Source organism: Chitinophaga sp. 30R24, from assembly GCF_049056765.1.
Classification (GTDB): Bacteria; Bacteroidota; Bacteroidia; order Chitinophagales; family Chitinophagaceae; genus Chitinophaga.
This window is the reverse complement of sequence record NZ_JBJGXX010000018.1, coordinates 1-26,476: the sequence shown is the minus strand read 5'-3', so window position 1 is coordinate 26,476 and position 26,476 is coordinate 1. Positions and strand designations below refer to the sequence as shown.

18 protein-coding genes and 3 pseudogenes are annotated in these 26,476 nt (G+C 43.9%); 10 read left to right on the top strand and 11 right to left on the bottom strand.

The features are described 5' to 3' along the window. Positions 1-16: 16 nt before the first annotated feature. On the bottom strand, positions 17-1,252 hold the full coding sequence (gene serA, locus ACDQ55_RS20840; protein ID WP_420983577.1) for a phosphoglycerate dehydrogenase: 1,236 nt from the start codon (positions 1,250-1,252) through the stop codon (positions 17-19). 316 nt (positions 1,253-1,568) lie between these two features. Between serA and ACDQ55_RS20835 the strand changes: the two genes are divergently transcribed. Then, positions 1,569-2,780 carry a serine hydrolase domain-containing protein gene (locus tag ACDQ55_RS20835; protein ID WP_420983576.1) on the top strand — a complete coding sequence of 404 codons (1,212 nt, stop codon included), beginning with the start codon at positions 1,569-1,571 and terminating at the stop codon, positions 2,778-2,780. 29 nt (positions 2,781-2,809) lie between these two features. Here the strand turns inward: ACDQ55_RS20835 and ACDQ55_RS20830 are convergent, their stop codons facing one another. Beyond that, a complete protein-coding gene (locus ACDQ55_RS20830) occupies positions 2,810-3,790 on the bottom strand; it encodes a cation diffusion facilitator family transporter (protein WP_420983575.1) in 981 nt (326 codons plus the stop codon). 182 nt (positions 3,791-3,972) lie between these two features. Between ACDQ55_RS20830 and ACDQ55_RS20825 the strand changes: the two genes are divergently transcribed. Then, positions 3,973-4,563, top strand: a complete 591-nt coding sequence (locus ACDQ55_RS20825) for an HD domain-containing protein (protein WP_420983574.1) — start codon at positions 3,973-3,975, stop codon at positions 4,561-4,563. A gap of 91 nt (positions 4,564-4,654) precedes the next feature. Here the strand turns inward: ACDQ55_RS20825 and infC are convergent, their stop codons facing one another. The 4 genes from infC to ACDQ55_RS20805 all read right to left on the bottom strand — a co-directional run bounded on the left by infC (position 4,655) and on the right by ACDQ55_RS20805 (position 10,708). Continuing rightward, positions 4,655-5,311, bottom strand: coding sequence for a translation initiation factor IF-3 (infC, locus tag ACDQ55_RS20820; RefSeq protein ID WP_420983573.1), 657 nt, complete (start codon positions 5,309-5,311; stop codon positions 4,655-4,657). A gap of 174 nt (positions 5,312-5,485) precedes the next feature. Continuing rightward, complete coding sequence (gene thrS / locus ACDQ55_RS20815; protein WP_420983572.1) at positions 5,486-7,426, bottom strand: threonine--tRNA ligase; 1,941 nt, start codon at positions 7,424-7,426, stop codon at positions 5,486-5,488. 280 nt (positions 7,427-7,706) lie between these two features. Next, positions 7,707-10,067: a TonB-dependent receptor gene (locus tag ACDQ55_RS20810; RefSeq protein WP_420983571.1), complete on the bottom strand. Its 2,361-nt coding sequence runs from the start codon at positions 10,065-10,067 to the stop codon at positions 7,707-7,709. A 59-nt stretch (positions 10,068-10,126) separates the two neighbouring features. After that, positions 10,127-10,708 carry a DUF3347 domain-containing protein gene (locus tag ACDQ55_RS20805; protein WP_420983570.1) on the bottom strand — a complete coding sequence of 194 codons (582 nt, stop codon included), beginning with the start codon at positions 10,706-10,708 and terminating at the stop codon, positions 10,127-10,129. Between the two features lie 149 nt (positions 10,709-10,857). On the opposite strand from ACDQ55_RS20805, the gene ACDQ55_RS20800 reads away from it, so the two are divergent. The 7 genes from ACDQ55_RS20800 to ACDQ55_RS20770 all read left to right on the top strand — a co-directional run bounded on the left by ACDQ55_RS20800 (position 10,858) and on the right by ACDQ55_RS20770 (position 21,913). Next, positions 10,858-12,822, top strand: a complete 1,965-nt coding sequence (locus ACDQ55_RS20800) for an ABC-F family ATP-binding cassette domain-containing protein (protein ID WP_420983569.1) — start codon at positions 10,858-10,860, stop codon at positions 12,820-12,822. A 63-nt stretch (positions 12,823-12,885) separates the two neighbouring features. Further along, positions 12,886-13,572, top strand: coding sequence for a response regulator (locus tag ACDQ55_RS20795; protein ID WP_420983568.1), 687 nt, complete (start codon positions 12,886-12,888; stop codon positions 13,570-13,572). Positions 13,573-13,587: 15 nt separating this feature from the next. Beyond that, positions 13,588-14,958 carry a HAMP domain-containing sensor histidine kinase gene (locus ACDQ55_RS20790; RefSeq protein WP_420983567.1) on the top strand — a complete coding sequence of 457 codons (1,371 nt, stop codon included), beginning with the start codon at positions 13,588-13,590 and terminating at the stop codon, positions 14,956-14,958. Between the two features lie 137 nt (positions 14,959-15,095). Next, positions 15,096-16,373, top strand: coding sequence for a TolC family protein (locus ACDQ55_RS20785; RefSeq protein WP_420983566.1), 1,278 nt, complete (start codon positions 15,096-15,098; stop codon positions 16,371-16,373). Between the two features lie 4 nt (positions 16,374-16,377). Then, positions 16,378-17,469 (top strand): efflux RND transporter periplasmic adaptor subunit, encoded by a 1,092-nt coding sequence (locus ACDQ55_RS20780; RefSeq protein WP_420983565.1) that lies wholly within the window; start codon positions 16,378-16,380, stop codon positions 17,467-17,469. Positions 17,470-17,512: 43 nt separating this feature from the next. Beyond that, entirely contained in the window at positions 17,513-18,802 is a 1,290-nt protein-coding gene (locus ACDQ55_RS20775) for a carbohydrate porin (RefSeq protein ID WP_420983564.1), read from the top strand. A gap of 12 nt (positions 18,803-18,814) precedes the next feature. Further along, positions 18,815-21,913, top strand: coding sequence for an efflux RND transporter permease subunit (locus ACDQ55_RS20770; protein WP_420983563.1), 3,099 nt, complete (start codon positions 18,815-18,817; stop codon positions 21,911-21,913). 982 nt (positions 21,914-22,895) lie between these two features. On the opposite strand, the gene ACDQ55_RS20765 is transcribed toward ACDQ55_RS20770, so the two are convergent. The 5 genes and pseudogenes from ACDQ55_RS20765 to ACDQ55_RS20745 all read right to left on the bottom strand — a co-directional run bounded on the left by ACDQ55_RS20765 (position 22,896) and on the right by ACDQ55_RS20745 (position 26,279). Further along, the gene (locus ACDQ55_RS20765; protein WP_420983562.1) at positions 22,896-23,222 is read right to left on the bottom strand and encodes a hypothetical protein; all 327 of its coding nucleotides are present in this window, start codon (positions 23,220-23,222) and stop codon (positions 22,896-22,898) included. 218 nt (positions 23,223-23,440) lie between these two features. Next, a pseudogene (locus ACDQ55_RS20760) lies at positions 23,441-23,539 on the bottom strand (integrase core domain-containing protein); the annotation flags it as partial. A 10-nt stretch (positions 23,540-23,549) separates the two neighbouring features. Further along, positions 23,550-23,885, bottom strand: a complete 336-nt coding sequence (locus tag ACDQ55_RS20755) for a hypothetical protein (protein WP_420983561.1) — start codon at positions 23,883-23,885, stop codon at positions 23,550-23,552. Positions 23,886-24,297: 412 nt separating this feature from the next. Beyond that, entirely contained in the window at positions 24,298-24,870 is a 573-nt protein-coding gene (locus tag ACDQ55_RS20750) for a hypothetical protein (RefSeq protein WP_420983560.1), read from the bottom strand. A 315-nt stretch (positions 24,871-25,185) separates the two neighbouring features. Next, positions 25,186-26,279, bottom strand: a pseudogene (locus ACDQ55_RS20745) (IS3 family transposase). Between the two features lie 76 nt (positions 26,280-26,355). Between ACDQ55_RS20745 and ACDQ55_RS20740 the strand changes: the two are divergent. Then, positions 26,356-26,476 (top strand): annotated as a pseudogene (locus ACDQ55_RS20740) (IS481 family transposase); the annotation flags it as partial.

Below are 26,476 nucleotides of genomic sequence, written 5' to 3'. Positions count from 1 at the left end.
TATATCCCGGCCTATCCTAGTACAACAACCGGGTTTTGATGGTATGCGGTACCTCTTTCAGGAGCGCAAGCGCTTCTTGGGAAAGCCTGGTATCTACGTCCAGCACTACATAGCCAATCTGATCATTGGTTTTGAGATACTGCCCCAGGATGTTAATCTTATTGGAAGATAAGGCGGTATTAATAGCAGACAGTACACCTGGCACGTTCTCGTGGATATGCAGGATACGGTGGGTGTTTTCGATTGGCGGTACGCTGAGCGCTGGCACAGTATGCGAGCCAAAGCTGGCACCTTTTTCAAGGTAGTTCAACAGCTTACTGCTCACGTCTAGCCCAATGTTGTGCTGCGCTTCTTCCGTGCTGCCACCAATATGCGGGGTCAGGATCACATTGGATAATTTTTGTAAAGGCGAACTAAAAGCAGCGCCGTTCTTTTCCGGTTCTACCGGGAATACATCTATCGCAGCGCCCGAAAGCTGCCCATCTACCAAAGCATTTTTCAGCGCCTCCAGGTCTACTACTTCCCCACGTGCGTAGTTGATGAAGATAGCGCCTGGTTTTGCGTCTGCCAGTATTTCTTTATTGATCATATTCTCGGTAGACTTATTAGAAGGCACATGCAGGGAGATGATATCTGATTGGCCAAAGAGTTCCTTTAAACTACGTACCTGCACTGCATTACCGAGGGGCAATTTCGTTTCCACGTCGTAGTAGATCACGTTCATTCCTAAACCTTCGGCCAATACGCTCACCTGACTTCCAATATTACCATACCCTACGATACCTAAAGTTTTCCCCCTGATCTCAAAACTGCCGGTGGCTTCTTTTAACCAGGTGCCATTGTGAGCGGCAGCATTTTTATCTACAATACGACGGATCAATATAATAGACAATCCTATTACTAATTCAGCCACAGACCTTGTATTAGAATAAGGTGCGTTGAAAACCGCTACCCCATGGCCGGTAGCTGCTTTAAGATCAACCTGGTTTATACCTATGCAAAAGCATCCTACTGCTTGCAGCTTCCTGGCCGATTCCAATACTTTACGGGTTACCTGGGTTTTGGACCGGATTCCTAAAAGATGTACCTCTTTAATTTCATTGATCAGGTCTTCTTCGCTGAGCGCACCCGATAACTTGCGCACCTGGTAACCGGCAGTAGTAAACTCTGCTACAGCCGCGTCACTGATGTTCTCCAACAATAAAATGCTGATCTTCTCTTTCGGATAACTGGTTGACTTTTGCTGATCCATAATATTATATTAAAGTATATATATATCTAAGTATTGCAATTGGCTTAATAATTGCTAAAAACGGGGAACAGGGCACAAACCTACTCTATGTTAAGGAATTATCAAATAGCACAGTAATCAAATTCGATTTTATCAAAAAAACATCCTTCTCAAGGGTTTTTTTTAACGTTTTTCCAGTGTTTGGGCTTAAAAATAACTTAAAAGGGCTTGAAACCACTGTTTTTATTTGGCAGTCTTTTACTTTGGGTCTAAATTTAGCGCTTTGTATTTCGAAAGAGTCAATTGAATTACGTAAGAAAGAAGTTATCCTCCACTAATGAAGCGATTGAAAGCAGTAAGTATCATTTTAACAATATCGGGAATTGCAATAATATCAAGTTGTCAGAGCGATGCAGCAAAAAGGAATGCAGAAAGTAGCAGCATAACAACGGATACCGTATTGTATACATTGGGGTTAACGCCAGCAGAACAAGAAGCGATATTGAAGTCGCCCCGGACGGTGCAGATACAACAAGAGCTGGCCACCTTTTATAACGGAAAACTATTGCGGACCGGTTTCAACGGCGCTATATTAGTAGCGCGCAAAGGCGTTGTTATATTTGAGCAATACCATGGGTATGAAAATTCCCGCACTAAGGCGCCTATTGACGACAGCTCCTCTTTTCAACTTGCTTCTATTTCCAAAACGTTTACCGGAGGAGCCATATTATGGTTGGTACAAAATGAAAAGCTGAGCCTGGATGATATCTTACAAAAATTCTTTCCGGGCTTTCCCTATAAAGGCATCACAGTCCGGATGCTATTGAGCCATCGTAGCGGATTACCCAATTACCTCTATTTCAGCGATAATTATTGGAAGCAGCCAAAGCGCTTCATTACCAACGATGAAGTTATCAGGATGATGGAAATTCATAAACCTCCTATGCAGCATGCACCCGGTACACATTTTCAATATTGCAATACCAACTTCTTGTTGCTAGCTGCTATCATTGAAAAGGTAAGCGGAGAGAAATATGCAGACTTCATGGAGCAAACTATTTTTAAGCCCCTGGGTATGGTAAATACGTTTGTGTTCGATCCTGCTTCTGCTGCCCACAGGCATCAGACCCAAAGCCATAAATATAACGGCCAGTTTGAACCGGATACTTACTTTGATGGCGTTATGGGAGACAAAGGCATCTACAGCAGCGCCCGCGACATGCTAAAATGGGATCAGGCGCTTTATTCCGGCCACTTCCTCAACGCAGCAATACTGAAAGCTGCCTACACACCTTATAGCCATGAGAAACCAGGCATCCGCAATTATGGACTTGGCTGGCGTCTTATGGTATATCCAGACAGCACCAAAAACATCGTTTACCACAATGGCTGGTGGCATGGCAATAACACGGTGTTCTACCGCTTCATACAAGATACCACTACCCTTATCATCTTAGGAAATAAGTATAACCGCAGTATCTACCAGGCAGTAAAGCCTATACGGGAGATATTGGGGCATGGAGATGGTGAAGAAGCAGGCGAAGAATAATCATCTTATCTATAAGATAATATATTGCATTAAAGACCGTGCTTTCTGTTAGGCAGCACATTATCCCTGCTCCATTCTATTTTTCCGGTGAACGGATGGCTTCTAACCGGACAAGCTTCCTTCAGGCAATAGTGGCAACAAATAGGAATACAAGGGTCCATATGGATAAAGAACTCTACTTCGCTACCGGAGAACTCGCTGTTTACCAGTATTTCTATCTGCTTCATTTCTTCATGGGCTTCATTTAGCTCAAGGTAATAAGGCAAGGTAACATGGCAATCGATATGATAATTATTACCGTATTGCTGTACACGCATATTATGAACATCTATCCAGTTAGGTCTTCTGTGGGCAGAAAGAATAGCAATTACGCGGTCTACTACTTTCATATCTGTTTCATCCATCAAACCAGATATGGAGCGGCGCATCAACTGATATCCTTTAGTTAAGATAAGCCCTCCCATCAATACAGATACCATTGGGTCGAGCCAGTTCCAGCCTGTAAAATGAATAATAGACAGGGCAGCTATTAGGCCGGCGCTACTATATACGTCCGTCATGATATGTTGTCCGTTACCAGAGATGGTAATAGACGATAATTGCTTACCTGAGCGTACCAGATAAAGCCCTAGCAGCAAGTTAGCTACCGTGGTAGCTCCCAGTACCCATAAACCTTTCTCCATCTGATGCAGCTCGCGGGGAGTGATAAAATACTGTGCTGCTTTTACCAGGATCAATATACCTGCGATGAAGATCATAGCACCTTCGAATCCTATAGAAAAGAATTCCACTTTCCCGTGTCCATATGGGTGATTAGCGTCTTTAGGCTTACTGGCCAGATAGATACTATAACTAGCAAAACCACCTGCTACCACATTGATAATGGATTCCAGCGCATCAGAAAGGATAGCTACGGAATGGGTCATCAAATAGGCAGAGAACTTAGCTCCGGTCAGGATAAAACTAACAATCAGCGACACCAGGATGACGCGCAGTTCTTTTCTTAGCAATACTTTGGATTTATTTGGTGGTAAAACGCAAAGGTAAAGGATTATTTTCTTGAACAAATCAATGCAGGGGCTTAATAAAAACATAACATCCCATACGTAGATAAAGCGCTCCTAGCCGTTACTTTTGTTATAGTGTCGTCCACGGCTATGAAAACATTACTAACCCTTATAAACATACGAAAATGACCTATAACGAACAACACGTACATGCTGTTATTGAAAAGATCTTCGATTTATATGAGCGCTATGGCCACCAGGAATACGGAGAAGAAGTGACGATGCTGATGCATATGATACAGGCAGCGATGATAGCGGAAAAAACGGGTTTCGAAGACGAAATGGTAATTGCTGCGTTCCTGCACGACATTGGCCATTTCTTTGAACAACCGGAACAAATGGGGATATATGGTACCCACGCCCACGACAACCTGGGCAGCACATTCCTCCTTGAATGCGGTTTCCCGGAAAGAATGGCAAAACTGGTAGGCAGTCATGTAGCCGCCAAAAGATATCTTACCTGGTCCGACAGCGCCTACTACGATACGCTTTCTGAGGCCAGTAAACAAACATTAGCATACCAGGGCGGCCCTATGAGCGAAGAAGAAGCGCTCGCCTTCCGCAATGATCCTTTATTTCCCAAATACATACAACTCAGGATATGGGATGATATGGGCAAACAAACCGACCTGCCGATATTGCCGGAAGACGTGGCACGCGTACGCCGCAAAACGCTGGCTTATTTAATGGCTCATACCCCAAAGGTGGCAGAGTAATTTTCTGAAAAAACTGTCTATAAAGATAAAAAGCAGCCATACAGGATAAGATCCTGCATGGCTGCTTTGCTAATAAAGTATTGCTATTGGCTTATTCGTTGTTATCTGAAGGAGCGGCAGGAGCTTTGGGTTCTTTAGGTTCCCTTGGTTCCTTTTCTTTTTCCTTCTTCTTAGCTGCTTTCGGAGCAAAGATGGCGATCATACGTTTACCTTCCATGGTAGGCATACTTTCCAGTGCGCCTACTTCTGCCAATCTTTCTGCAAACTTCAGGAGAATCAATTCACCACGTTCTTTAAACATGATGGCGCGGCCCTTGAACTGTACATAAGTTTTCACTTTGTTACCGTCTTTCAGGAAGCTTTCCGCATGTTTTGCTTTGAAATCGAAATCGTGGTCGTCGGTGTTGGGCGTAAAGCGGATTTCTTTTACCTCGCTTTTGTGCGCCTTCGCCTTCATCTCCTTTTCTTTCTTTTTCTTTTCGTAAAGGAATTTATTGTAGTCGATAATACGACAAACCGGAGGAACGGCATTTGGTGAAATCTCCACCAGGTCCAATCCCTGTTCTTCTGCCATACGTAGCGCCTCTTCTGTTCTGTAAACGCCTACTTCCACATTCTCTCCTACGAGCCTTACCTCAGGAACACGTATCATCCTGTTGGTGCGATGTTCTTGTTGTTGTTCCTTACGGAAGTTGGGGTTTCTGCCCCGGTTGTTGCCGCCAAAACTTGGTCTGGGTCTTTGTTGCATTAAGAAAATTAAAATTAATTAATTAATTGTCCATGAGTCCATGGTCCATCTATCTATTGTCCATGGACCAAAAACAATTTCTACAAAAATAAGAGGAAAATCAGAGCAATAAACATACCTTAAGCAGGTAAGGTTCATTGTTTTTATATACCTTTTTTCCACAATTATTATTTACTATTCGATAGCTTTCCGTTTCTCTACTTCTTCACTTACCAGCGTAATGAATTGGCCAATTGGCATAGTTCCCAGATCACCTTTCGATTGACGGCGAACTGCTACCACTTCGTCAGCTGCTTCTTTTTCACCAAGCACCAGCATATACGGAATTTTGGCTAACTCTGCCTCACGGATCTTTTTACCGATCTTTTCGCTTCTGTCGTCAATCTCAGCGCGAATTTCCGCTTTTTTCAGCAAATCAATGACTTTTTCTGCGTATTCCAGACTTTTATCACTGATAGGCAATACTTTCACCTGGGTAGGCGCCAGCCAGAGCGGGAATTTACCTGCGCAATGCTCGATCAAAACGGCGATAAACCTTTCCAGCGAGCCAAATGGCGCACGGTGGATCATCACGGGACGGTGTTTTTGGTTATCTGCACCGATGTATTCCAGCTCAAAACGTTCCGGGAGGTTATAGTCTACCTGGATAGTACCCAGCTGCCATTTACGCCCTAAAGCATCTTTTACCATGAAATCCAGCTTAGGACCATAGAAAGCAGCCTCACCATATTCAACTACGGTATTCAGGCCTTTTTCTGTTGCAGATTCGATAATCGCCTGCTCAGCCAGCTCCCAGTTCTCTTCTGTACCGATGTACTTGCTGCGGTCTTCTTTATCACGCAGGGAAATCTGGGCGGTGTATTCTGTGAAGCTGAGGCTCTCAAATACATACATTACCAGGTCGATCACTTTCTGGAACTCTTCTTTTACCTGGTCAGGACGGCAGAACAGGTGCGCATCGTCCTGGGTAAACCCTCTTACGCGGGTAAGCCCATGCAGTTCGCCATGTTGCTCATAACGGTACACCGTACCAAATTCAGCGAAGCGCACCGGTAAGTCTTTATAAGACTTAGGAGACACCTTATACAACTCGCAGTGATGCGGGCAGTTCATCGGTTTCAGCATAAACTCTTCTCCTTCTTCCGGGGTGTGTATAGGCTGAAAACTATCTTTACCATATTTTTCGTAGTGACCGGAAGTCACATACAAATTTTTATTGCCGATATGCGGTGTTACTACCGGTAAATAGCCACTGGCCAGCTGGGCTTCCTGGAGGAAACGTTGTAAACGTTCCCGCAGCATAGCGCCTTTAGGCAGCCACATTGGCAACCCCAGCCCTACCTTTTCAGAGAAAGCAAATAGTTCCAGTTCCTTACCCAACTTACGATGATCACGTTTTTTAGCTTCTTCTACCAACGCGATGTATTCATCCAGTTCCTTCTGGTTCGGGAAAGTGATCCCATAGATGCGGGTAAGCATCTTGTTTTTCTCATTACCACGCCAGTAAGCCCCGGCAATGCTGGTTAATTTGATTGCCTTAATGAAACTGGTATTCGGGATATGCGGCCCCCGGCACAGATCAGTAAAACCACCTTGTGTATAGAAGGTGATATTACCATCTGATAATTCATTGATGGTTTCTATTTTATATGGATCGCCCTTCTCTGTGAAATAAGTCAGTGCATCTGCCTTACTTACGTCTTTGCGTATATATTCGCTGTTATGTTTAGACAACTCCACCATCTTCGCTTCGATCTTCTTCAGATCTTCTTCAGAGATAGTGCGGTCGCCCAGGTCTATATCGTAATAGAATCCGTTCTCAATAGAAGGACCATATCCCAATTTAACGCCGGGATACAAAGCTTCCAGGGCCTCGGCCATCAGGTGCGCGGAAGAATGCCACATTGTTGCCTTGCCATCCTTATCCACCCACGTCAGCAGTTGCAGCGTGCTATCCGTCAAAATAGGGCGTGTAGCATCTACTACCTGCCCATTAACATTTGCTGCCAATACTTTACGTGCCAATCCTTCGCTGATGGATTTGGCGATGTCCAATGCAGTTACTCCAGGTTCATACTGACGAACTGCGCCATCTGGAAAAGTGATATTTATCATACGTTTTGCTATTAGCACCATACTTTTTTATATGGGCTATATTTCCTTTATAAAATGTTTGCGAAGTTAAGAAATAGTTTGTTAGCTTTTTGATAACCAGCAACCTGATCTTTAAGGATTTTAAAAATAATTAAATATACAGCTGTATTCTCTCACTCAATATGATTAAAATGCCTGGGGATCGATATGGTAACAACCGCTTAAACAAAGTATTCTATTTTTCTTGAAAATCCTTATATTTTATTTAAAACCATCATATACATTTAAACACATATTTAAATTATAGCTTAAAGTTATAAGTAACTGATGGTAATACCGGGAACAACGACACCTGTTTAGCGGTTACTTTCAATGTGCCGTTAACAATGCTTCCCTGTTGGTCCAGATAGATAAAATACGGATTTTTCCGGTTATATACGTTATACACGGAAAATGTCCAGCTTCCCCTGATGCGCCGGGGCTTTTTCGGCGTGTGGGTGTAAATAGCCGACAGGTCTAACCGGTGGTAAGCCCCCAGCCGGTAAGAATCAATAGGGCCATATCCCTGCACCAGCGTACGCTCTATAAAATAAAAAATTTCCGGCATGGTAGTGGCATTGCCAGTGCCATAAATAAAGACACCAGAAAAACTCCACTGCTTATTCAGGCTGTAATTGCCCACTACGGAAAGATCGTGGCGCCGGTCGTATTTTGCCGGATAACGCTGGCCATTGTTGAGATCCGGAAATATCCGCCAAGACCAGGATAAAGTATATCCTATCCAGCCGGTGAAGGCGCCTGCCTTCTTGTTTACAAACAGCTCCAGCCCATAGGCCTGCCCCTGGCCAAACACGAAATCCTGTTCCGGGTCTGCGAGCGTTGGCGTATATCCTTCCCGGTACTCGATCTGGTGGCGCATATTTTTGTAATAAACTTCTGCAGAGGCCTCCCAGGCATCTTCCTGGAAGTTCCGGTAATAACCGGCTGTATACTGCCACGATTCCTGCGGCTTTACCAGATAGGTACTAGGCACCCATACATCTGTGGGCAAAGTAGTAGCGGCATTAGACACCAGGTGAATGAACTGGTAATTACGGGTTACCGCCGCCTTCAGGGAGCTATTATCATTCCACGACCAACGCACGATAATCCTGGGCTCCAGTCCTCCGTAGCTGGCCACCCGCTGCCAACGGCCATATACCACACTATCCGTTTTATTACCTGCAGCATCCTCGGTATAACGGGTATAGGGGCCTATCTGCATAAAACCGCTGAAGCGCAGGCCCACATTCACCTGCAGATGAGGCGATATCTCCCAATCGTCCATTACATACAGCCCCACTTCATGAGCATATTTCCGGAACGCATTATCAGGAGAGAAGATAGTGGAATCCTGGCGCCCGGAAACTGTTGACGGTGTAAAAGTATGATAGATATAATCGCCCCCAAACTTTACATGGTGGCGATTATAAGGATAGTAGTCGAAGTCTGTTTTCAGATTTATGTCACTGATACCGGAATGTAAGCGAACGCTGAAGTTATCCTGCAACGCTTTAAACCGAAAAGTATAATCATTATAGACCAAAGAGGTATTGGCAAACAACTTTGTACTGAACACGTGGTTCCAACGCAACGTGGCCGTGGTATTGCCCCAGGGGATCTTTACATCAAACGAATGATCTTCATTACTGAAACTAAACTTGTCTTCTCCCATATAGCCACTCAGGTACAGGCGATCCTTGTCTGAGAAGATATAATTCACTTTGGCATTTAGGTCATAAAAATAATAGCCCGAGCCTTTATACGAAGTATGGTTAACGAAAGGCTTAGTGATGAGGTCGATGTAAGTACGCCGGCCGCTGATAATAAAGGAAGATTTATTCTTTTTCAGCGGTCCTTGTATCGATAAACGGGACGCAATAAGACCAATCCCTCCTTCAGCCTCGAAATGCTTATTGTTGCCTTCTTTCATGGAAATGTCCACCACAGAAGACAAACGCCCCCCGTAAGATGCAGGCATACCGCCTTTAATGAGAATAGTATTCCGGATAGCATCTGCATTAAATACAGAAAAGAAACCGAAGAGATGCCCGGTATTATACACTGGCGCTTCATCCAGCAGAATCAGGTTCTGATCTGCGCCTCCTCCCCTTACATAAAAACCGCTGTTCCCTTCTCCTGCCGACTGCACGCCTGGTATAAGTTGCAGGGCTTTGAGCACATCCACCTCTCCCAATAAGGCCGGGATTTTTTTCACCTGTTCCGATGAGAGCTCCATCCGGCCCATGTCGGTGCTTTTCACATAGGCTTCCTTCTTTTTATCAGTAACTACTATTTCCCTTGCCTGGTAGGTACGGAGAGACAGCTCAACATGCTGGGTAATGTTTTCTTTCAGGGAAAGGGCCACCGCCCGGGCTTCATAGCCTATAAACGAATAAAGAAGTATATAATTACCGGCAGGCAGGGTAAGGGAATAAAAACCATAGTTATTGGTATGAACCCCACTTCCTGCATGCAATACCTGAATAGTAGCACCAGGCAATGATTCACCGCTGCTGCTGTCTTTTACAAACCCGCTCACTGTAAATTGCTGTCCCACGGCCCCTTTTGAGGCGCTTAACAAAACAAGGAATAGTAAAATGGGGCCGTATCGTTGAGACATAAACAGTAAATCGTAATAGTAATTTACGATTTACTGTTTATGATTCAACGATTTATCTTTTATTTATAAATTAAACTATCGCGGGTTTCTCCACAGTTGAGCATTTTATGGCCATAGTAAGGATTTTGTATGTCAGACTTATCGCTCAACCAATAAGCACCTTTATCATCGAACGCCATAGGACAGTATTGATGATAGATGGTATGCCCTTTCAAACCTGTGTTTTTCACCAGATCGAACAGCATATCCGAAACCATCTGGAAAGAAGCGCGCTTACCTTCCAGTCCTGCTTCTCCTGCCAATCCTTTCAATTCCGCGCTGATGCTGCCTGTAATACCAGCTATATTGGCCAGGTGGCTACTATCCATCTGTAATAGTTGTACCGGAAGACTGTCTACATGCGCCTGCAAAACCACTGCCGCCGCATTTGCCTGCAAACTGTCTGATTCCACCAGCGTAGCTGATAAGTGATAATAGGCCTGCATTGTTACCTGCAGGGAATCGTAAAATATCTCGCTGTAGGGCGCTTGTAAAGCTGTAACAACACTACTTTGCTGTGCTTCTTCTTTAGGTGCTGCCTGATGGCAGGAACACAACAACAAGGATGCTACCGCCGCCAATACATAATTGCTATTCATCATATAACAAGTAACTTCTTCTTATAAAATGTTAAAATATATCAATAATAATGGCCAAAAGTACAAAATCATACCCAGACATCCGGTTCATCCCTTTAATCATCCAAATCATTTCTTAACTTTGGCCGTTTTTTATCCAATTTTTTGATTTTATGTTGATCGCATTACAGGACATTACGTTCGAGTTTGGGTCCAGGATAATCCTGGAAGAATCTTCCTGGCATATAGAACCGGGCGACCGTGTAGGTCTGATCGGATTAAATGGTACAGGTAAATCCACCCTGTTGCGCATTATCAATGGTGAATACTCCGTTTCCAGGGGAAGCGTCAATAAAAGTAAAAATCTGACCATCGGCTTCTTTAACCAGGACCTGCTCAGTTTTGAAACAGACGAGTCTATTCTTACCGTAGGCATGATGGCCTTTGGTAAAGCGCTGGAACTGGAAAAAGACATTGAGCGCATTACCAAAGAGCTGGAAGATAGCCAGACTGATGAGCTATTACACGAATTCAGTGATAAGCTCCATGAATTCGAAGCCCTGGATGGTTACAACATGAAACATAAAACCGCACAGGTACTGGAAGGCCTGGGCTTCACCACTTCCGACCTGGATCGTCCTTACAGCCAGTTTTCAGGAGGTTGGCGCATGCGTGTGCTCCTGGCCAGGCTGATCTTACAGCAACCGGATGTACTCATGCTCGATGAGCCCACCAACCACCTTGACCTTCCTTCCATTGAATGGCTGGAAAGGTATCTGGTAGGCTACAGCGGCGCGGTGATCATTGTATCGCACGACCGTTATTTCCTTGACCGCATGGTGAACAAGATCGTAGAAGTATACCAGCAACAACTGCATCACTATGCCGGTTCCTATGCCGACTATGAAGTAGAAAAAGAATTGCGCCGGGAAATGCAGCACCGGGCCTACGAAAACCAACAAGATTATATCCGCCAGCAAGAGCGGTTTATTGAACGCTTTAAAGCCAAAGCATCGAAAGCTGCACAGGCGCAAAGTATCGCCAAAAGGCTCGATAAACTGGAAAGAGTAGAGCAAGTAGATAACGGTCCTTCCAAGATTAAGATTAATTTTTCTATCGATAAAACCCCTGGTAAGATCCTTTGTACGCTGAATAACATCAGCAAAAACTTTGGTAATATCCAGATCCTGAAAAATACTAGTGCAGAGATCAACCGGGGCGATAAAATAGCGCTGATAGGCGCCAACGGTAAAGGTAAGTCTACCCTGCTCCGTATCATTTTCGGAATGGAGCCCATGCAGGGAGAACGTGTTCCCGGCCATAATGTAGTTACCAGCTTTTATGCACAGCATCAGCTCGAATCACTAGACATGAACAGCGAGATCCTGGACGAGCTGAAAAACTTCGGCAGCGGACGCACCGAACTGGAATTACGCCAGTTGCTCGGCTGCTTCCTTTTTACCGGTGATGACGTATTCAAAAAGATCCGTATCCTTTCCGGAGGTGAAAAAGCCCGCGTTGCCCTGGCCAAAACGATTATCAGCCAGGCCAACTTCCTGATGCTCGATGAGCCTACCAACCACCTGGACATGAACTCTGTACAGATGCTTATTGATGCTTTGAACAAATACGAAGGCAGCCTGGTGCTGGTATCGCACGACCGTTACTTCGTTAGCCAAACTGCCAACAAGATCTGGGAAATTGTAGATGGCGAGATCAAGGAATTTAAGGGCACCTACGCCGAGTACGAAGAATGGAAAAAGCGTATGGCCGCACAACAACAACCCGTAAGCACTAAATCTGCCGCCAATACAGAAAGCAGGAAAGATAACAAACAACAGGCCGCTGCCGCTCCTGCACAAGAAAATAAGGGTGCAATCAATAAAGAAGTACAACGCGAACTGCAAAAACAGCAAAAGCAATTTTCACAGGTAGAAAGTCAGCTGGCCTCGTTGAAAGAACGCAAAGCCAACCTGGAAGCCACTTTAGGATTACCTGATATCTATGGCGACAAAACAAAATTTGCGCAGGTAGAAAGCGAATACCAGGATGTACAGAAATACCTGGAAAGAGCTAATCAACAATATGAAGAGTTATTTGAAAAAATAATGCAGCTGGAAGCAACCCTGATCAGCTAACGCTTACCTGGTGTGGATGCTAAGCATCCACACCAGGTAAGCATACTAAATCCGTTCTCCTATATGCAGAAAATACTGGTTGTTGAAGACGAAGTAAAAGTAGCCAATGCCGTTAAGAAAGGTTTGGAGGAAAACGGTTTTGATGTAGATGTGGCCTACGATGGCCGGATGGGTAAAGGATTGGCCACCAGTAATAACTACGACCTGGTGATCCTGGACCTTAACTTACCTCACAGCAATGGTTATGAGCTCTGTGAAGTGATCCGTCATAAAAATAACCGCGTACCCGTTATTATGCTCACCGCCCTGGGAGGTATGGAAGATAAAATGCAGGCTTTTGAGCTGGGCGCAGATGATTATCTGGTAAAACCTTTTGATTTCCGGGAGCTGCTGGCACGTATCCGCGTATTCCTCAAAAGGGCCGGTTCTGAGGCCACACACGGCACCCAGTATAAGATCAGCATTGCAGACTTGGAAATAGACCGGGAGAAAAAAGACGTAACACGGGGAGGTAAAAAGATTGCCCTTACCGCCAAAGAATACCAATTACTGGAGTTCCTCGCTATGCACAAAGGCAAAGTGATCTCTAAACTTACTATTGCGGAAAAAGTGTGGGATATTGACTTCGATACCGGCACCAACGTAATTGAAGTGTACATGAACTTTCTCCGAAAAAAAATAGACAAGGATTTTGAACAGAAACTACTACATACCAAAACAGGTATGGGTTATTACCTCTCTGAAGACTAAAGCCTTTCCCCTTCATTGAAGATCAAATATAAAATAGCGCTTTACTATTCCATTTCGGCCATCCTCATGCTGATTGCGTTTGCTGTGCTGGCTTATTATTTTTCAGCAAAATCACGCAAGGCAGAATACCTGGAAAGACTGGAATACCGTGCGCGGTCCATTGCCAATGTGATCATTGAAGATGGGCATGTAAAAGTAGATCTGTTGCGCAAACTGGACCGGACTACTTTTCAGGACCTGTACAAGGAAACAATCCTGGTATACAATCCTGGTTACGACCTGTTGTACAGCAACCTGAAAGACACCACGATCCGCACCCACCCCAGCCTGCTGAACTATATCAAGGAAAATAAACAGTATAGCTATGATAAGGGCAGCGGAGAAGTAGTAGGCGTATATTATACAGAGGAAAATGTATCCGTTATCGTGATTGTTTCCTCGTTTGATAAATACGGCTTCCAAAACCTACAGAACCTACGGCAAATTCTATTACTGGAGCTGCTCACTGCCATAGTGGTATTGGTAGGCGTAGGATATTTCTTTGCCAGAAAGATGGTGCAGCCTATCGATCAGCTGGTACAGCAGGTAGACAGTATCAATGCCAACAACTTGCAAGATACCCAGGTAGCCGTAAAAGGCAAAGATGAAATCGCCAAGCTGGGTGCCAACTTCAACACTATGTTGCAGCGTTTGAGCGAGTCTTTTCACTTACAGAAAAGCTTCGTAAGCAATGCCTCACACGAATTGCGTACCCCATTGGCAGCTATTATCAGCCAATTGCAGGTAACATTGTCTAAAGACCGTAGCCGCGAAGAATACCTGGCGCTCCTCACCTCTTTACTGGAAGATGCCGAAAACCTTTCCGACTTATCTAACGGCCTGTTGCAACTGGCCCAGTCAGAGATGCAGCAGCAGGAATTTGTGCTGAGCAACGTGCGTATAGATGAACTGTTGATGGAGATGACCACACTGATACGGTTGAAACAGAAAACCAACAGCAAAGTAGAGATCCATTTCATCAAGGTACCAGACAACGACCTACTGGTAACCTGCTATGGGAATGAGAACCTGTTAAAAGTGCTTTTCCTGAACCTGATAGATAATGCATGCAAGTTTTCAGAAAACAATACCGCACATGTGTCTATTGATTTCTTCACGAAGTATATTATGATCCAGATAAAGGATACCGGTATTGGTATTCCTCCGGATGAAATCAATAAGATTTTCGAGCCCTTTTACCGCGGTCAGAATGCACTGCAAATCCGTGGCCATGGCTTAGGTTTATCTATTTGTAAAAAAATAGTGCAAATACATAATGGACATATTACCGTTAACTCCACTAACGGAGAAGGCACTACGTTTACCGTAATGCTTCCGCACCTCTGATCTTAACAATTCGTAATATAACATCCTGGTTGTAATGTTATTCTTAACATGTCCTCCTCATTTTAAGGCCATTTTAATCTTCCTTAAAGGCGCCTTTAATTGAGCTTCGTGAGCTTTGTGTCATGAAATTTGGCATTATGCGAACTATCAGGATGCTGTTCTTAACAGCATGTATCTCTGGCCTGGGCTATATTCAACCTTCACAGGCGCAAACTTCTACCCAATCCATTACCTTACAGGCGGTAGAAGACTCTTTCCTTGTAAAAAACTATTTATTGCTCGCGCAACGTTACCAGGTAAATGCCCAAAAGGCCCTGATACGGCAGGCAAAAATGTGGAGTAACCCTTCCTTTAGCACTGAGCTGGGATTTGGGAGCCTGGATAGGTTAAAGCCATTTGACGTAGGCTCCGGTGGTGAAACACAATACAGTATAGACCAGTTGATACAATTGGCCGGCAAAAGGAATAAAACCATCCAGTTAGCCGCTGCAGCAGCCAAAATGAGCGAAGCTAACTTCGATGAGCTGGTACGCACACTCCGTTTACAGTTGAGAGAAAATTTCTACAACGTCTATTATCAACAACAAACAGAAAAAGTGCTGAAAGAGCAGCTGGGCAATCTGCAAACCATTGTAGATGCCTATGTAACTGCTGATAAGAAAGGTAGCGTTGCCCATGCAGATCTCGTGAGGCTTCAGGCCCTGCAGGTAGGTTTGGAAAACGACTTCGCCGACCTGAAACAAGCGGAACTGGAATCCCAGAAGAACCTGCAACAGTTATTACACAGCCGGGATTTTTATGAGGCCCGCCTGCAATCTGCCGATCTGGCTTCATATACTTTAGACAGGATACAGATCCAGTCACTATTGGACAGCGTGGTACAAAACCGCCCCGATATCAGGATCGCAGATATACAATATCAACAGGCCCAATTAAACTACCGGCTACAGAAATCACTGGCCGTACCCGATCTGCATGTAGGCGCCGCCTACGACAAACAAGGCAGTTATATACCCAATTACGTAGGCCTTACACTGGGTATTGACCTCCCCGTGTGGAACCGTAACCAGGGCAATATTAAATCGGCGCAATTACAGATTGGTGCGGAACAACAGCAACTCCTGCAACAGAAATCCATCGCGGAATCTGAAGTACTGAATGCATACCAGCGCATTGTATCATTGGAAAAGCGTTATAAAACATTTGACCTGCACCAGTTCCAGGGCGAATTTGATACGCTGATAGCCGAAGTGGCCAAGAATTTCAGCAAAGGAAATATCTCCTTGCTGCAGTTCATTGACTATTTCAACAGTTATAGCGATAACGCCAAAAATATTAACAAGTTTTTATCCAACCGGGTAAACGCCTACGAAGAACTCAACTATGCAACAGGACAAGAATTATTTAAAAATTAAGCACATGAAACAGCCTATTCTCATTATTGGCTTTTCGCTGCTGGCAACCATCTTATGGAGCAGTTGCAAACACAGCCAGGCAGAAGACACGGAGAAAACCACCTTTGTTCTCAGCGATACCATGCTAAAGAATATACGCATAGATACCGCGCATCTGGAACCGGTGATGAATGAACTCCGCCTCTCCGGAAAAGTAAACCCGAACGGTGGTAAAGTATTAAAAGTATACCCGCTGGTAAGTGGTTATGTAGAAGACATTAAAGTACAACTCGGCGACTATGTGCAAAAAGGCCAGGTACTGGCTGTAATACATAGTGCCGAAATTGCCGACTACGAAAAACAACTGGCCCAGGCCAAATCCGACCGCAATGTGGCAGACAAAAACCTGAAAGTTGCGCAGGACCTGTATGACAGCCGCCTGGCCACCGACAAAGATGTAGTGAATGCCAAAGGAGAACTACAGAAATCTGAAGCCGAAATCACCCGTCTCAACGACCTGTTCACCATTTACCGTAAAGGTAAAGGTGCTACCTACCTGGTAACCGCTCCTATTTCCGGTTATATTATTGAGAAGAACATCAACAATAATATGGAGATTAGAACGGATAACAGCGCCAACATCTTTACCATTTCAGAACTGGATGACGTATGGGTAATGGCTAATGTCTTTGAAACAGACATTTCCCGTATCAAAGAAGGATATGAAGCCAATGTGGTTACCGTAAGTTATCCTGATCAACCTTTCCATGGCAAGATCGACAAGATCTATAACTTCCTCGACCCTACCACTAAAACTATGCAGGTCAGGATCAGCATCGACAATAAGAGCATGCTGCTGAAACCTGAAATGTTTGCGACTGTATACGTAAAATATAAAGATAACGACGAGAAAATCGCTGTTCCTTCTGCCGCTATCATTTTCGACAACAGCAAAAATTATGTCCTGGTATTTAAAGACAAGTTCAATATTACCGTACGTCAGGTGGAAGTAGCTAAAACAGCCGGAGATATTACTTATCTTTCATCCGGGTTGAAAGCCGATGAGGAAGTGATCTCGAAAAACCAATTGCTCATTTACGATGCTCTTAAAGACTAAGTCAGGGAAATTGAAGCAACTATTTTCAATAGGAATACTAACCTTGAGCAGCACCAGTCTAATGGCGCAGGATAAAAAGTTGGCGGATAGCATTATCCCCTATACTTTCCATTTCCAGCAAACATTGGTTGTGCAGGGGCACCCGGATTTCCACGCGAAATATTCCGGGATAAACAGTTTCCTTACACATGAAAAAGCAGCCACTTCCATTACGAGTACTATCTACGCAGGTATCCGTCCATGGAAAAACTTCGAACTATATATCAACCCGGAACTCGCTGGTGGTGAAGGTCTCAGCCATGCCACCGGCATTGCGGGTTTCCCTAACGGGGAAACTTTCCGGGTGGGCGATCCCAAACCGAAAATTTACCTGGCCCGCGCTTATGGCATGTATACGTTGCCGCTAACCTCCAAAACAGAAGTTGACAGCGATGATCTGAACAATGTGGCCGGCACCACGCCTACACATTACCTGCGATTCATTGGCGGAAAGTACTGCCTGGCCGATTTCTTTGATCAGAACGTTTATAGCCACGATCCCCGTACCCAGTTCCTCAACTGGGCACTGATGAGCAACGCCGCCTGGGATTACCCTGCCGACGTGCGTGGCTATACTATGGCGCTGACTATCCAGTACCGGAAAGACAACTGGCAGGTACAGGCAGCCACTTCGCTGGAGCCACTGGAAGCCAATGGCCCTAGGCTGAACTTCGACTATGGCCGCTCAAACGGCGAAATTGTGGAAGTTACCCATACGCATACCATTCAACAACACGAAGGGAATGTACGGTTAATGGCTTTTATCAATGAAGCCCCCATGGGGAACTACAAACAAGCCATATCAGCAGCGCAGGACACCGGCACACCGGATATCACCTCTGTAAGAAGGAATGGGCGCACTAAATACGGTTTCGGCATCAACATGGACCAGGAACTGACCAACAGCGGGGGCGCTTTCCTGAAAGCATCCTGGAACGACGGTCAAAATGAAACCTGGGCCTATACCGAGATAGACCATACCATAAGCGCCGGATGGCTGCAAAACGGCCAAAGCTGGCGCCGCCCGCAAGATAATGCAGGCGTTGCGTTTGTGGTAAACGGCCTATCTAAAGAACACCGCGACTACCTTGCTGCAGGCGGTGTTGGATTCATGATCGGCGACGGCCAGTTGAACTATGCTCCAGAAATGATAGCAGAAGTTTTCTATCAATGTAATATCACCAGGCTACATATTGCTTTAAGCCCTGACTACCAGTTTGTGCTGCATCCTGCCTACAACAAGGACCGCGGACCGGTAAGCATCATAGGATTAAGGACCAGAGTGGCATTCTAAAGAACAGGAGTTATGAATAAATTCATCAGAAATATTGTAGCCTTTTCACTGAGAAATAAAGTATTTGTCTTTATCAGTGTGGCTACGCTGGTTGCTGCCGGCATATTTTCTTTCCTCCACACCCCGATCGAAGCGTTTCCCGATGTCACCAACACGCAGATCGTTATTGTGACCAAGTGGAACGGCCGCAGCGCGCAGGAAGTAGAGCGTTTTGTAACGCTCCCTATAGAAGTGTCGATGAACGCCGTACAAAAGAAAACCAGCGTGCGTTCGGTGACCATGTTCGGCTTATCGGTAGTAAAGATTATGTTCGACGACGACGTAGAGGATTTCTTTGCCCGGCAACAGGTAAACAATATGCTGGCCGGTGTAAGCCTCCCCGAAGGCGCCGATCCGGAGGTACAGCCTCCCTACGGTCCTACCGGCGAAATTTTCCGTTATTACCTGAAAAGCCCTAAACGCGACTCCCGTGATCTGCTGACCTGGCAGAACTGGGTGATAGACCGTCAGATCCGCAGCGTACCCGGCGTAGCCGACGTAGTGGCTTTCGGTGGCCAGGAAAAGATCTATGAGATCTCTGCCGACCCGGTAAGACTCGCCAAATACGATATCACTCCGCTGGAGCTATACCAGGCTATTACCAAAAGTAACGTAAACGTAGGCGGCGACGTTATCGAAAAGAACGGGCAAGCCTACGTAGTGCGCGGTATCGGTTTGCTTAACAGCATACAGGATATCAATAACATCATCGTACAAAGCATCAACGGTGTTCCCTTGCTGGTAAAAGACCTGGCCAACGTACACGAAGCCTCTGCCCCACGCGTAGGCCAGGTAGGCATTGGCCCGGAAGATGACCTGGTAGAAGGAATTGTGGTAATGCGAAAAGGCGAAAACCCCACCGAGGTACTGGTCCGTTTAAAAGAAAAGCTCAAGGAACTCAATGAAACCGTTCTGCCGGATGATGTTAAAATGGAAACCTTCTACGACCGTGACAACCTGATGGAGTTCTGTACCCATACAGTAATGCATAATCTTGTAGAAGGTATCATCTTCGTAACCGTAATCGTATTCCTGTTCATGGCCGATTGGCGTACCACGGTGATCGTATCTATCATTATCCCGCTGGCACTGCTGTTTGCCTTTATGTGCTTACGGTTGAAAGGCATGAGCGCCAACCTCCTGTCTATGGGCGCTATCGACTTCGGGATCATCATAGATGGGGCCGTGGTGATGGTAGAAGGCATTTTCGTAATGCTCGACCACCGGGCCCATAAACTCGGCATGGAGCGGTTTAATAAGATGGCTAAACTCGGCTGGATCAAGCAAACCGGTGGCGACCTGGCAAAAGCCATCTTCTTCTCCAAACTTATTATCATCATCTCCCTGGTACCTATCTTCTCTTTCCAAAAAGTAGAAGGCAAGATGTTCTCCCCACTGGCCTGGACATTAGGTTTTGCCTTATTGGGCGCCCTCCTGTTCACCCTCACCCTGGTGCCAGTGCTGTGCTCTATCCTGCTCAACAGAAATGTGAAAGAGAAACATAATGTGCTGGTTAATTTCTTTGACCGCATAGTCATGAGAGGCTTCAGCTGGACCTACCGGAACAAACGTTTAAGCCTTACACTGGCCCTGGCCTTTATGGTGTGTACCTTCTTCTCTGCTAAGTTCCTGGGAACAGAGTTCCTTCCACAGCTGAATGAAGGCTCCCTGTGGGTAACTACAGAACTGCCGATGAGTATGTCGCTCACCGAAAGCACCAAAATGGCGCATAACGTCCGTGAGGATCTGGGCGGCTTTCCGGAAGTAAAAAGAGTATTATCGCAGGTAGGCCGCTCTAACGACGGTACCGACCCGAACGGCTTCTACTTCATACAATACCAGGTAGACCTGGCGCCAAAAGCCGAATGGAAACGGAAAATCACCCAGGATGAACTGATCTCCCAGATGGAGCAACGCCTACGGAAATACCCAGGCATTATCCTGAACTTCTCCCAACCTATCAGCGACAACGTTTCTGAGGCCGTAGCCGGCTTTAAAGCCGCCAATGGCGTAAAAGTATTCGGAGACGACCTGGTGAAACTGGAAGCCTTATCCCAACAGGTAATGACCCAACTGAAAACAGTACAGGGCATCAAAGACCTGGGTGTAATCCGTAATATCGGTCAACCGGAAATGAGCATCAACCTGGACGACAATAAAATGGCCCAATACGGCGTATCTACCGGCGACGCCCAGGCAGTAATCGAAATGGCCATCGGCGGTAAAACAGCCACCCAGTTGTACGAAGGTGAAAAGAAATTCGATATCCGTATCCGCTATGACGAAAACTACCGCAAAACGGAAGATGACCTGGCTAACCTGATGGTACCTACCATCAACAATAATAAAATACCACTGAAAGAGATTGCCGAAATTAAAACCATTACTGGCCCGGCCTTCATTTACCGCGACAGCAACAAACGCTTCATCGGGGTGAAGTTCTCCGTACGCGACCGCGACCTGGGTAGCACCATTGCAGAAGCACAGGCCAAGATCAACAAAGCAATCAAGCTGCCTAAAGGCTACAGCATTGGCTGGACCGGTGAATTTGAAAACCAGGTGCGCGCAACCCAACGTTTAGGACAAGTAGTGCCTATCAGTATCATTGCCATCTTTATGATATTATTCATTATGCTGGGTAGCGTTAAAGATGCCGGCCTGGTATTAATGAACGTACCTTTCGCGCTGATCGGCGGTATCCTGGCCTTACATGCTACCAACATGAACTTCGGCATCTCTGCCGGCGTAGGCTTCATCGCCCTCTTTGGTATCTGTATACAAAATGGGGTGATACTGATATCGGTATTCCATAAGAATCTTGAGGCCCAACTATCACTCAACGAATCCATTAAGCTGGGTGTACAAAGCCGTATCCGTCCCGTGGTAATGACCGCCTTGATGGCTGCCATAGGTCTGATTCCGGCTGCTATCTCCCACGGTATCGGCTCTGAAACACAGAAGCCACTGGCCATTGTAGTAATTGGAGGATTAATCACCGCTACAGTACTCACGTTGCTGGTATTCCCAATTATTTTCTACGGTGCTTATAAAAACAAAAAAGACCAATTATAGTAGTTAGCTACTAGCTGCTGCTAGTAGCTAACGTTTTTTAGTTCGCATATAGGTTGATAGAATGGCCGTAAAGAGGAAAGGCCGGCAAATGCCGGGTCAATCAATTTTAAGGTCTACTACTCCGCCCTGCCGAGAGGAAACAACGCGGGGCGGATTTTTTATGCATCCCAATGACTTATCATAGTAGGCTACAGTTCTTTCTACATTCGACACAAAAAAGATTAAAAAGTAAATTTATATTCTGATTCCATATTCTCAAGCATTATCTTGCTATCCACAAACTTAAAATAAGACCTGCTACAAGTCCAAAAGAGAGTAGTAAGTAAGAACCCCATTTCCCTCTTCTTCTTGAAAATTTGCGATTGACATCGAAACCTGTATCCAGAATAAATATTCTTTCGTTTACCTCGTTCTCTTTTTGATCAAATTCTTTTACATAAGGCCAATATGCACACTTGAACAATTACAACATGCTGAAGGAACCACCTACCAAATACAAAGATGAGTATTGCATGACAGAAAAAGAAGAGTATTAATATTTGATTTAGTGTTGTGCTATTAAGAAGCCTTCTTCTTTTCTTTATAGAAAAAGTTATCATTTTTTTATTAGGATGTAATAATTTATTAAATACAATTTAATCTGACACACTGGGGGTATCACTGGATTATCTAGTGGGGGGACCCTCATTTTGATAAAAACACTGCAACATATCCAGGAGATTGAGAAGCTCAACGAGGATACCAAGAGAAAGTATTGCCTTATTGCTAACATCATTCAAAATACTAAAGCTAAAAAAGCTTTTAATTCATAAAACAGAAGCTGCTGGTCATACCAACGGCTTCTGTTTTATGAATTAAAAGGGACTATTTCAATAGTGTGTAAATTTAAAAATCGGGGAATCAGATTAATAATTAGATTCTCACCCTTTTATCAAAAATAGTTAAAACTGATTGAGGATCATGCCCCAGTTCGGGCCTTTTGTTATTTAAATTTCGCTGATAACATCACATTATCATAAAGTTCTCTTTTATCTGGGGGTACATTAGAATATCCATAAAGCAGTCCTTTGTATTTTATCTCTTTCCAATAATTCCCCTTTTTATTCGTACCCTTTAGCATAATACTATCTGACATAAATTTTCTACTGTAGGCACCTTCTTGCTGTCGGATTAATTGTTCGTTAAAAGATGCATTGCCTTTTGCATCTGAGATATAAATCAATGAAGAATCTGAATACCAATAATTATATTCTTCGCCTTCGCCACCTGTATAAATTTTGACCAATTTAAAATCCTTGGGGACTCGCATAATAAGTTTGTGACTTATTACCCCTTTATAATATTTAAACTTAACTTCTCTAGTGCTACTTACTGTTGCACAAGACGAAAAAAAATAACAAGCAGAATGATACTAGATGATTTCATGATTATTTTCTTTTACCAACCAACAGGCACCCATGTTGGAACTATTGGATTATTTGTTGCATCCAATAGCTGAGCTTGTCCCCCAATCCTCAACACGGTAAATTAGAGATTTTGGGTCTTTTTATGTCTTTCAACGATCTCATTCGGTGTTAAGTTATTAAGCGAACTATGAGGGCGAAAATTGTTGTACTCCTGGCGCCAGTGTCTTTAATTATAAAGGATAATCACATTTCCAAGGATAAGTAAATAATGATGGGTCCGCATTCAATTCATTCAGTTTCAAAAACAAATCATATCCATTATTTACATAATATCTTTTACTATTAGTTATATCGTTGGGACCAAAATATTCCTCCAGTTTATCTATACTCACTTCAAAATCATAAATAGAATATTTATGATTAGGTAGATCTTCCTGAACTGGATATTCTTTATAAGAATAAATCCCCATCCATCTTCTATTCATATTTAATGAAGGTGTAAGCTCAAGTATAATAGGATCGCCATTCTTTAATCTATTATAAATGGGCAAACTAAATTTTTTCATAGTAATCTAATTCTCAAAATTAATCCTAATAATAGAGCCTCTTTCGTCATGAACCTGCAAATGAAGCATTGAACCATGCGCGTTATCTACACCATGCCCACTCACTCTTCCGCTTCATCAAGAGCTTCATTCCAATGATAAGAACGATGAGATGCTTATCAGCTTCTGAATAATAACCAAATTCCGGTTTGATGATTTCTTCATTTTTTATACATTTTAAGCTAAAACCCGGACAAGACCCTGTGTAACCCTATTTCTGTAAAAGACAATTCTGCGTGTGGTGGATGCATTCCTTAAAGAAGCACAGCTCACTACTACTGCTAAAAAACTGAAGGCATAAAGATTAAACATACAAACAACAAAGCAGCAAACATTGATTGTGCTTGCGGCTTTGTTTAAAACATAAAACTATTTAATGTACAAATTCATTAAACGCTATAGTTTCGATTTTCGTATTATGTCTATCAATATACTGGACCCTCGTTGCCATAAAAACAAACCCGTCCGTCATATAAGCCCCTAACTGCTTCCTTTGATTATTGATATACAAAGTATCCCATAATCTCACTTTATCTATAACATCCCTTGCAATCCCTGCCCTTTTCTCAATATCACCACTATCAATATTGATTAACTCCATATCCCATTTCCCTGTTGCATTATTTCTATAAACATAACTCCCCTTATTACTTATAAGTAATCCACGATAATTTCCCCAGACAGGATTAAATCCTTCCAATACAATACAATCCTGTAATCCTGATAGCTGTATCCCGTTTTTCTTATATAGTTCTTCCCTACCTTTACTCCCAAAATTGATAATACTTGTATAGTCTTTCTTATCACTGATTTTTATATCATCATAATAAGACTTTTGATTTTGGTACACCTGTTTCATCAAACTATTATCACGGCCTCCTATTGGGACTTTACATGACATTCCCAATAGTATTAATCCTATGCAAAATATTAATTTCTTCATCATTGGCTTATTTTAAAATCACCAACCCGCAGGCATCCAATTCAGTTTTATAGGTTGGTTCTTACGATCCAAAAGCCGCGGCGCGGCCCCTCCTTGCATATTTCCCGATGGATCTACTGCAGACCTATAATACTCTCTAATCGGCCATCCCTTAGCAGCTCTAAGCAGATACTTGCCCTACAAACTCATCATCCCCTTGATATCTATTCTCAACAGGAAGACCACTTTCAACATCTACACCAGTAGAATAAAACCCATAACCACCTCCTGAAGTGTAAGCTTCCCCTTATTTAGTGCCACTAAATTTAGAGGCTAAATTCATTTTGTATTGCAAGACAATTTCGTTTTTGCAAACACCACAGGGGAAAGATATCCCAATGATTTATGCGGTCTCTCTGTGTTATAATCCAGGCGCCACATTTCACACATTTCCCTTACTTCAGATAAACGATGAAAAATATAGGCATTGAGTAATTCTCTTCTCATACTTCCGTTTTTCCTTTCTATGTATGCATTTTGCATGGGCCTGCCTGGTTGTATATATTGTAGTGTAATTCTGTTCTCTTCACACCACTGCTGTAACCGGTGACTAATAAATTCTGGCCCATTGTCAGTTCTGATATTAGCAGGTTTACCCCGCCTGGATATTATGCTTTTTAAGGCTCTTATTACTCTGAGAGCAGGCAACGAGGTGTCAACCTCAATAGCTAATGATTCACGGTTAAAATCGTCTATTATGTTCAGTAACCGGTATTTCCTCCCATCTGATAAACTATCACTCATAAAGTCAATACTCAAAACCTGGTTAGAGGCCTCGGGTACTGTTAAAGGCTGCTTCACCCTTTCTGGTAGCCGCTTCTTTGCACGACGCCTGATATTTAACTTCATGGATGTATAGATCCGGTAAATTCTTTTATGATTCCAGCTATAACCTTTATTCCACAACCGATAACAACATTGCCAAAATCCTATGGCTGCATGCTTATCTGTCAAATCTGTTAAAGCATCCTGCACCGCGGTATCATCTTTGGCTTTATGGCTATACTAACAGGTAGTTCGGGAAATTCCAATCAATTTACACGCCTTACGGTTACTCAGCTGTTCATCTGTTGTCAGGTATTTAACAGCTTCCCGTTTCTCCTGGGGCGTTAAAGCTTTTTTTCTATCAGATTTTTCAAGGCCCGATTCTCAAGACTCATCTCAGCAAACATTTTCTTCACCTCGGCATTTTCCTTTTCCAAATCCCGCATCTTGCCTACATCACTGGCTTACATGCCTCCGTATTTCGCTTTCCAATTGTAAAACGTTGCTTCGCTAATGCCTAATTCACGGCTAACTTCTTTGGTGGGGATGCCACTTTCCTGTTTCTTAATCGCTGCCACAACCTGGCTTTCTGAAAACTTCTTTCTCATGCGTTATAAAATTTAAAGATAACAATCATTTCATTATCTCTAAATTAACTGGCCCAAATTCGGGGAAGCCAACACAAAGGTTGCACAAGACGGCTTGATTCTAACAGAAGCGCAGGTAGTAGCATTGGAACGCAAAAAAGAGGAGGATCAAAGTCGTGGAGAAATAGAGACTCAGCACCCAGGTTATCTGGGAGCCC

Coding starts and splice junctions, on each gene's coding strand:
- ACDQ55_RS20785 (WP_420983566.1), top strand. CDS start 15,096: ATGCGAACTATCAGGATGCTGTTCTTAACAGCATGTATCTCTGGCCTG.
- ACDQ55_RS20795 (WP_420983568.1), top strand. CDS start 12,886: ATGCAGAAAATACTGGTTGTTGAAGACGAAGTAAAAGTAGCCAATGCC.
- ACDQ55_RS20780 (WP_420983565.1), top strand. CDS start 16,378: ATGAAACAGCCTATTCTCATTATTGGCTTTTCGCTGCTGGCAACCATC.
- ACDQ55_RS20765 (WP_420983562.1), bottom strand. CDS start 23,222: ATGCGAGTCCCCAAGGATTTTAAATTGGTCAAAATTTATACAGGTGGC.
- infC (WP_420983573.1), bottom strand. CDS start 5,311: ATGCAACAAAGACCCAGACCAAGTTTTGGCGGCAACAACCGGGGCAGA.
- serA (WP_420983577.1), bottom strand. CDS start 1,252: ATGGATCAGCAAAAGTCAACCAGTTATCCGAAAGAGAAGATCAGCATT.
- ACDQ55_RS20805 (WP_420983570.1), bottom strand. CDS start 10,708: ATGATGAATAGCAATTATGTATTGGCGGCGGTAGCATCCTTGTTGTTG.
- ACDQ55_RS20810 (WP_420983571.1), bottom strand. CDS start 10,067: ATGTCTCAACGATACGGCCCCATTTTACTATTCCTTGTTTTGTTAAGC.
- thrS (WP_420983572.1), bottom strand. CDS start 7,426: ATGATAAATATCACTTTTCCAGATGGCGCAGTTCGTCAGTATGAACCT.
- ACDQ55_RS20750 (WP_420983560.1), bottom strand. CDS start 24,870: ATGATGAAGAAATTAATATTTTGCATAGGATTAATACTATTGGGAATG.
- ACDQ55_RS20835 (WP_420983576.1), top strand. CDS start 1,569: ATGAAGCGATTGAAAGCAGTAAGTATCATTTTAACAATATCGGGAATT.
- ACDQ55_RS20755 (WP_420983561.1), bottom strand. CDS start 23,885: ATGAAAAAATTTAGTTTGCCCATTTATAATAGATTAAAGAATGGCGAT.
- ACDQ55_RS20825 (WP_420983574.1), top strand. CDS start 3,973: ATGACCTATAACGAACAACACGTACATGCTGTTATTGAAAAGATCTTC.
- ACDQ55_RS20800 (WP_420983569.1), top strand. CDS start 10,858: ATGTTGATCGCATTACAGGACATTACGTTCGAGTTTGGGTCCAGGATA.
- ACDQ55_RS20770 (WP_420983563.1), top strand. CDS start 18,815: ATGAATAAATTCATCAGAAATATTGTAGCCTTTTCACTGAGAAATAAA.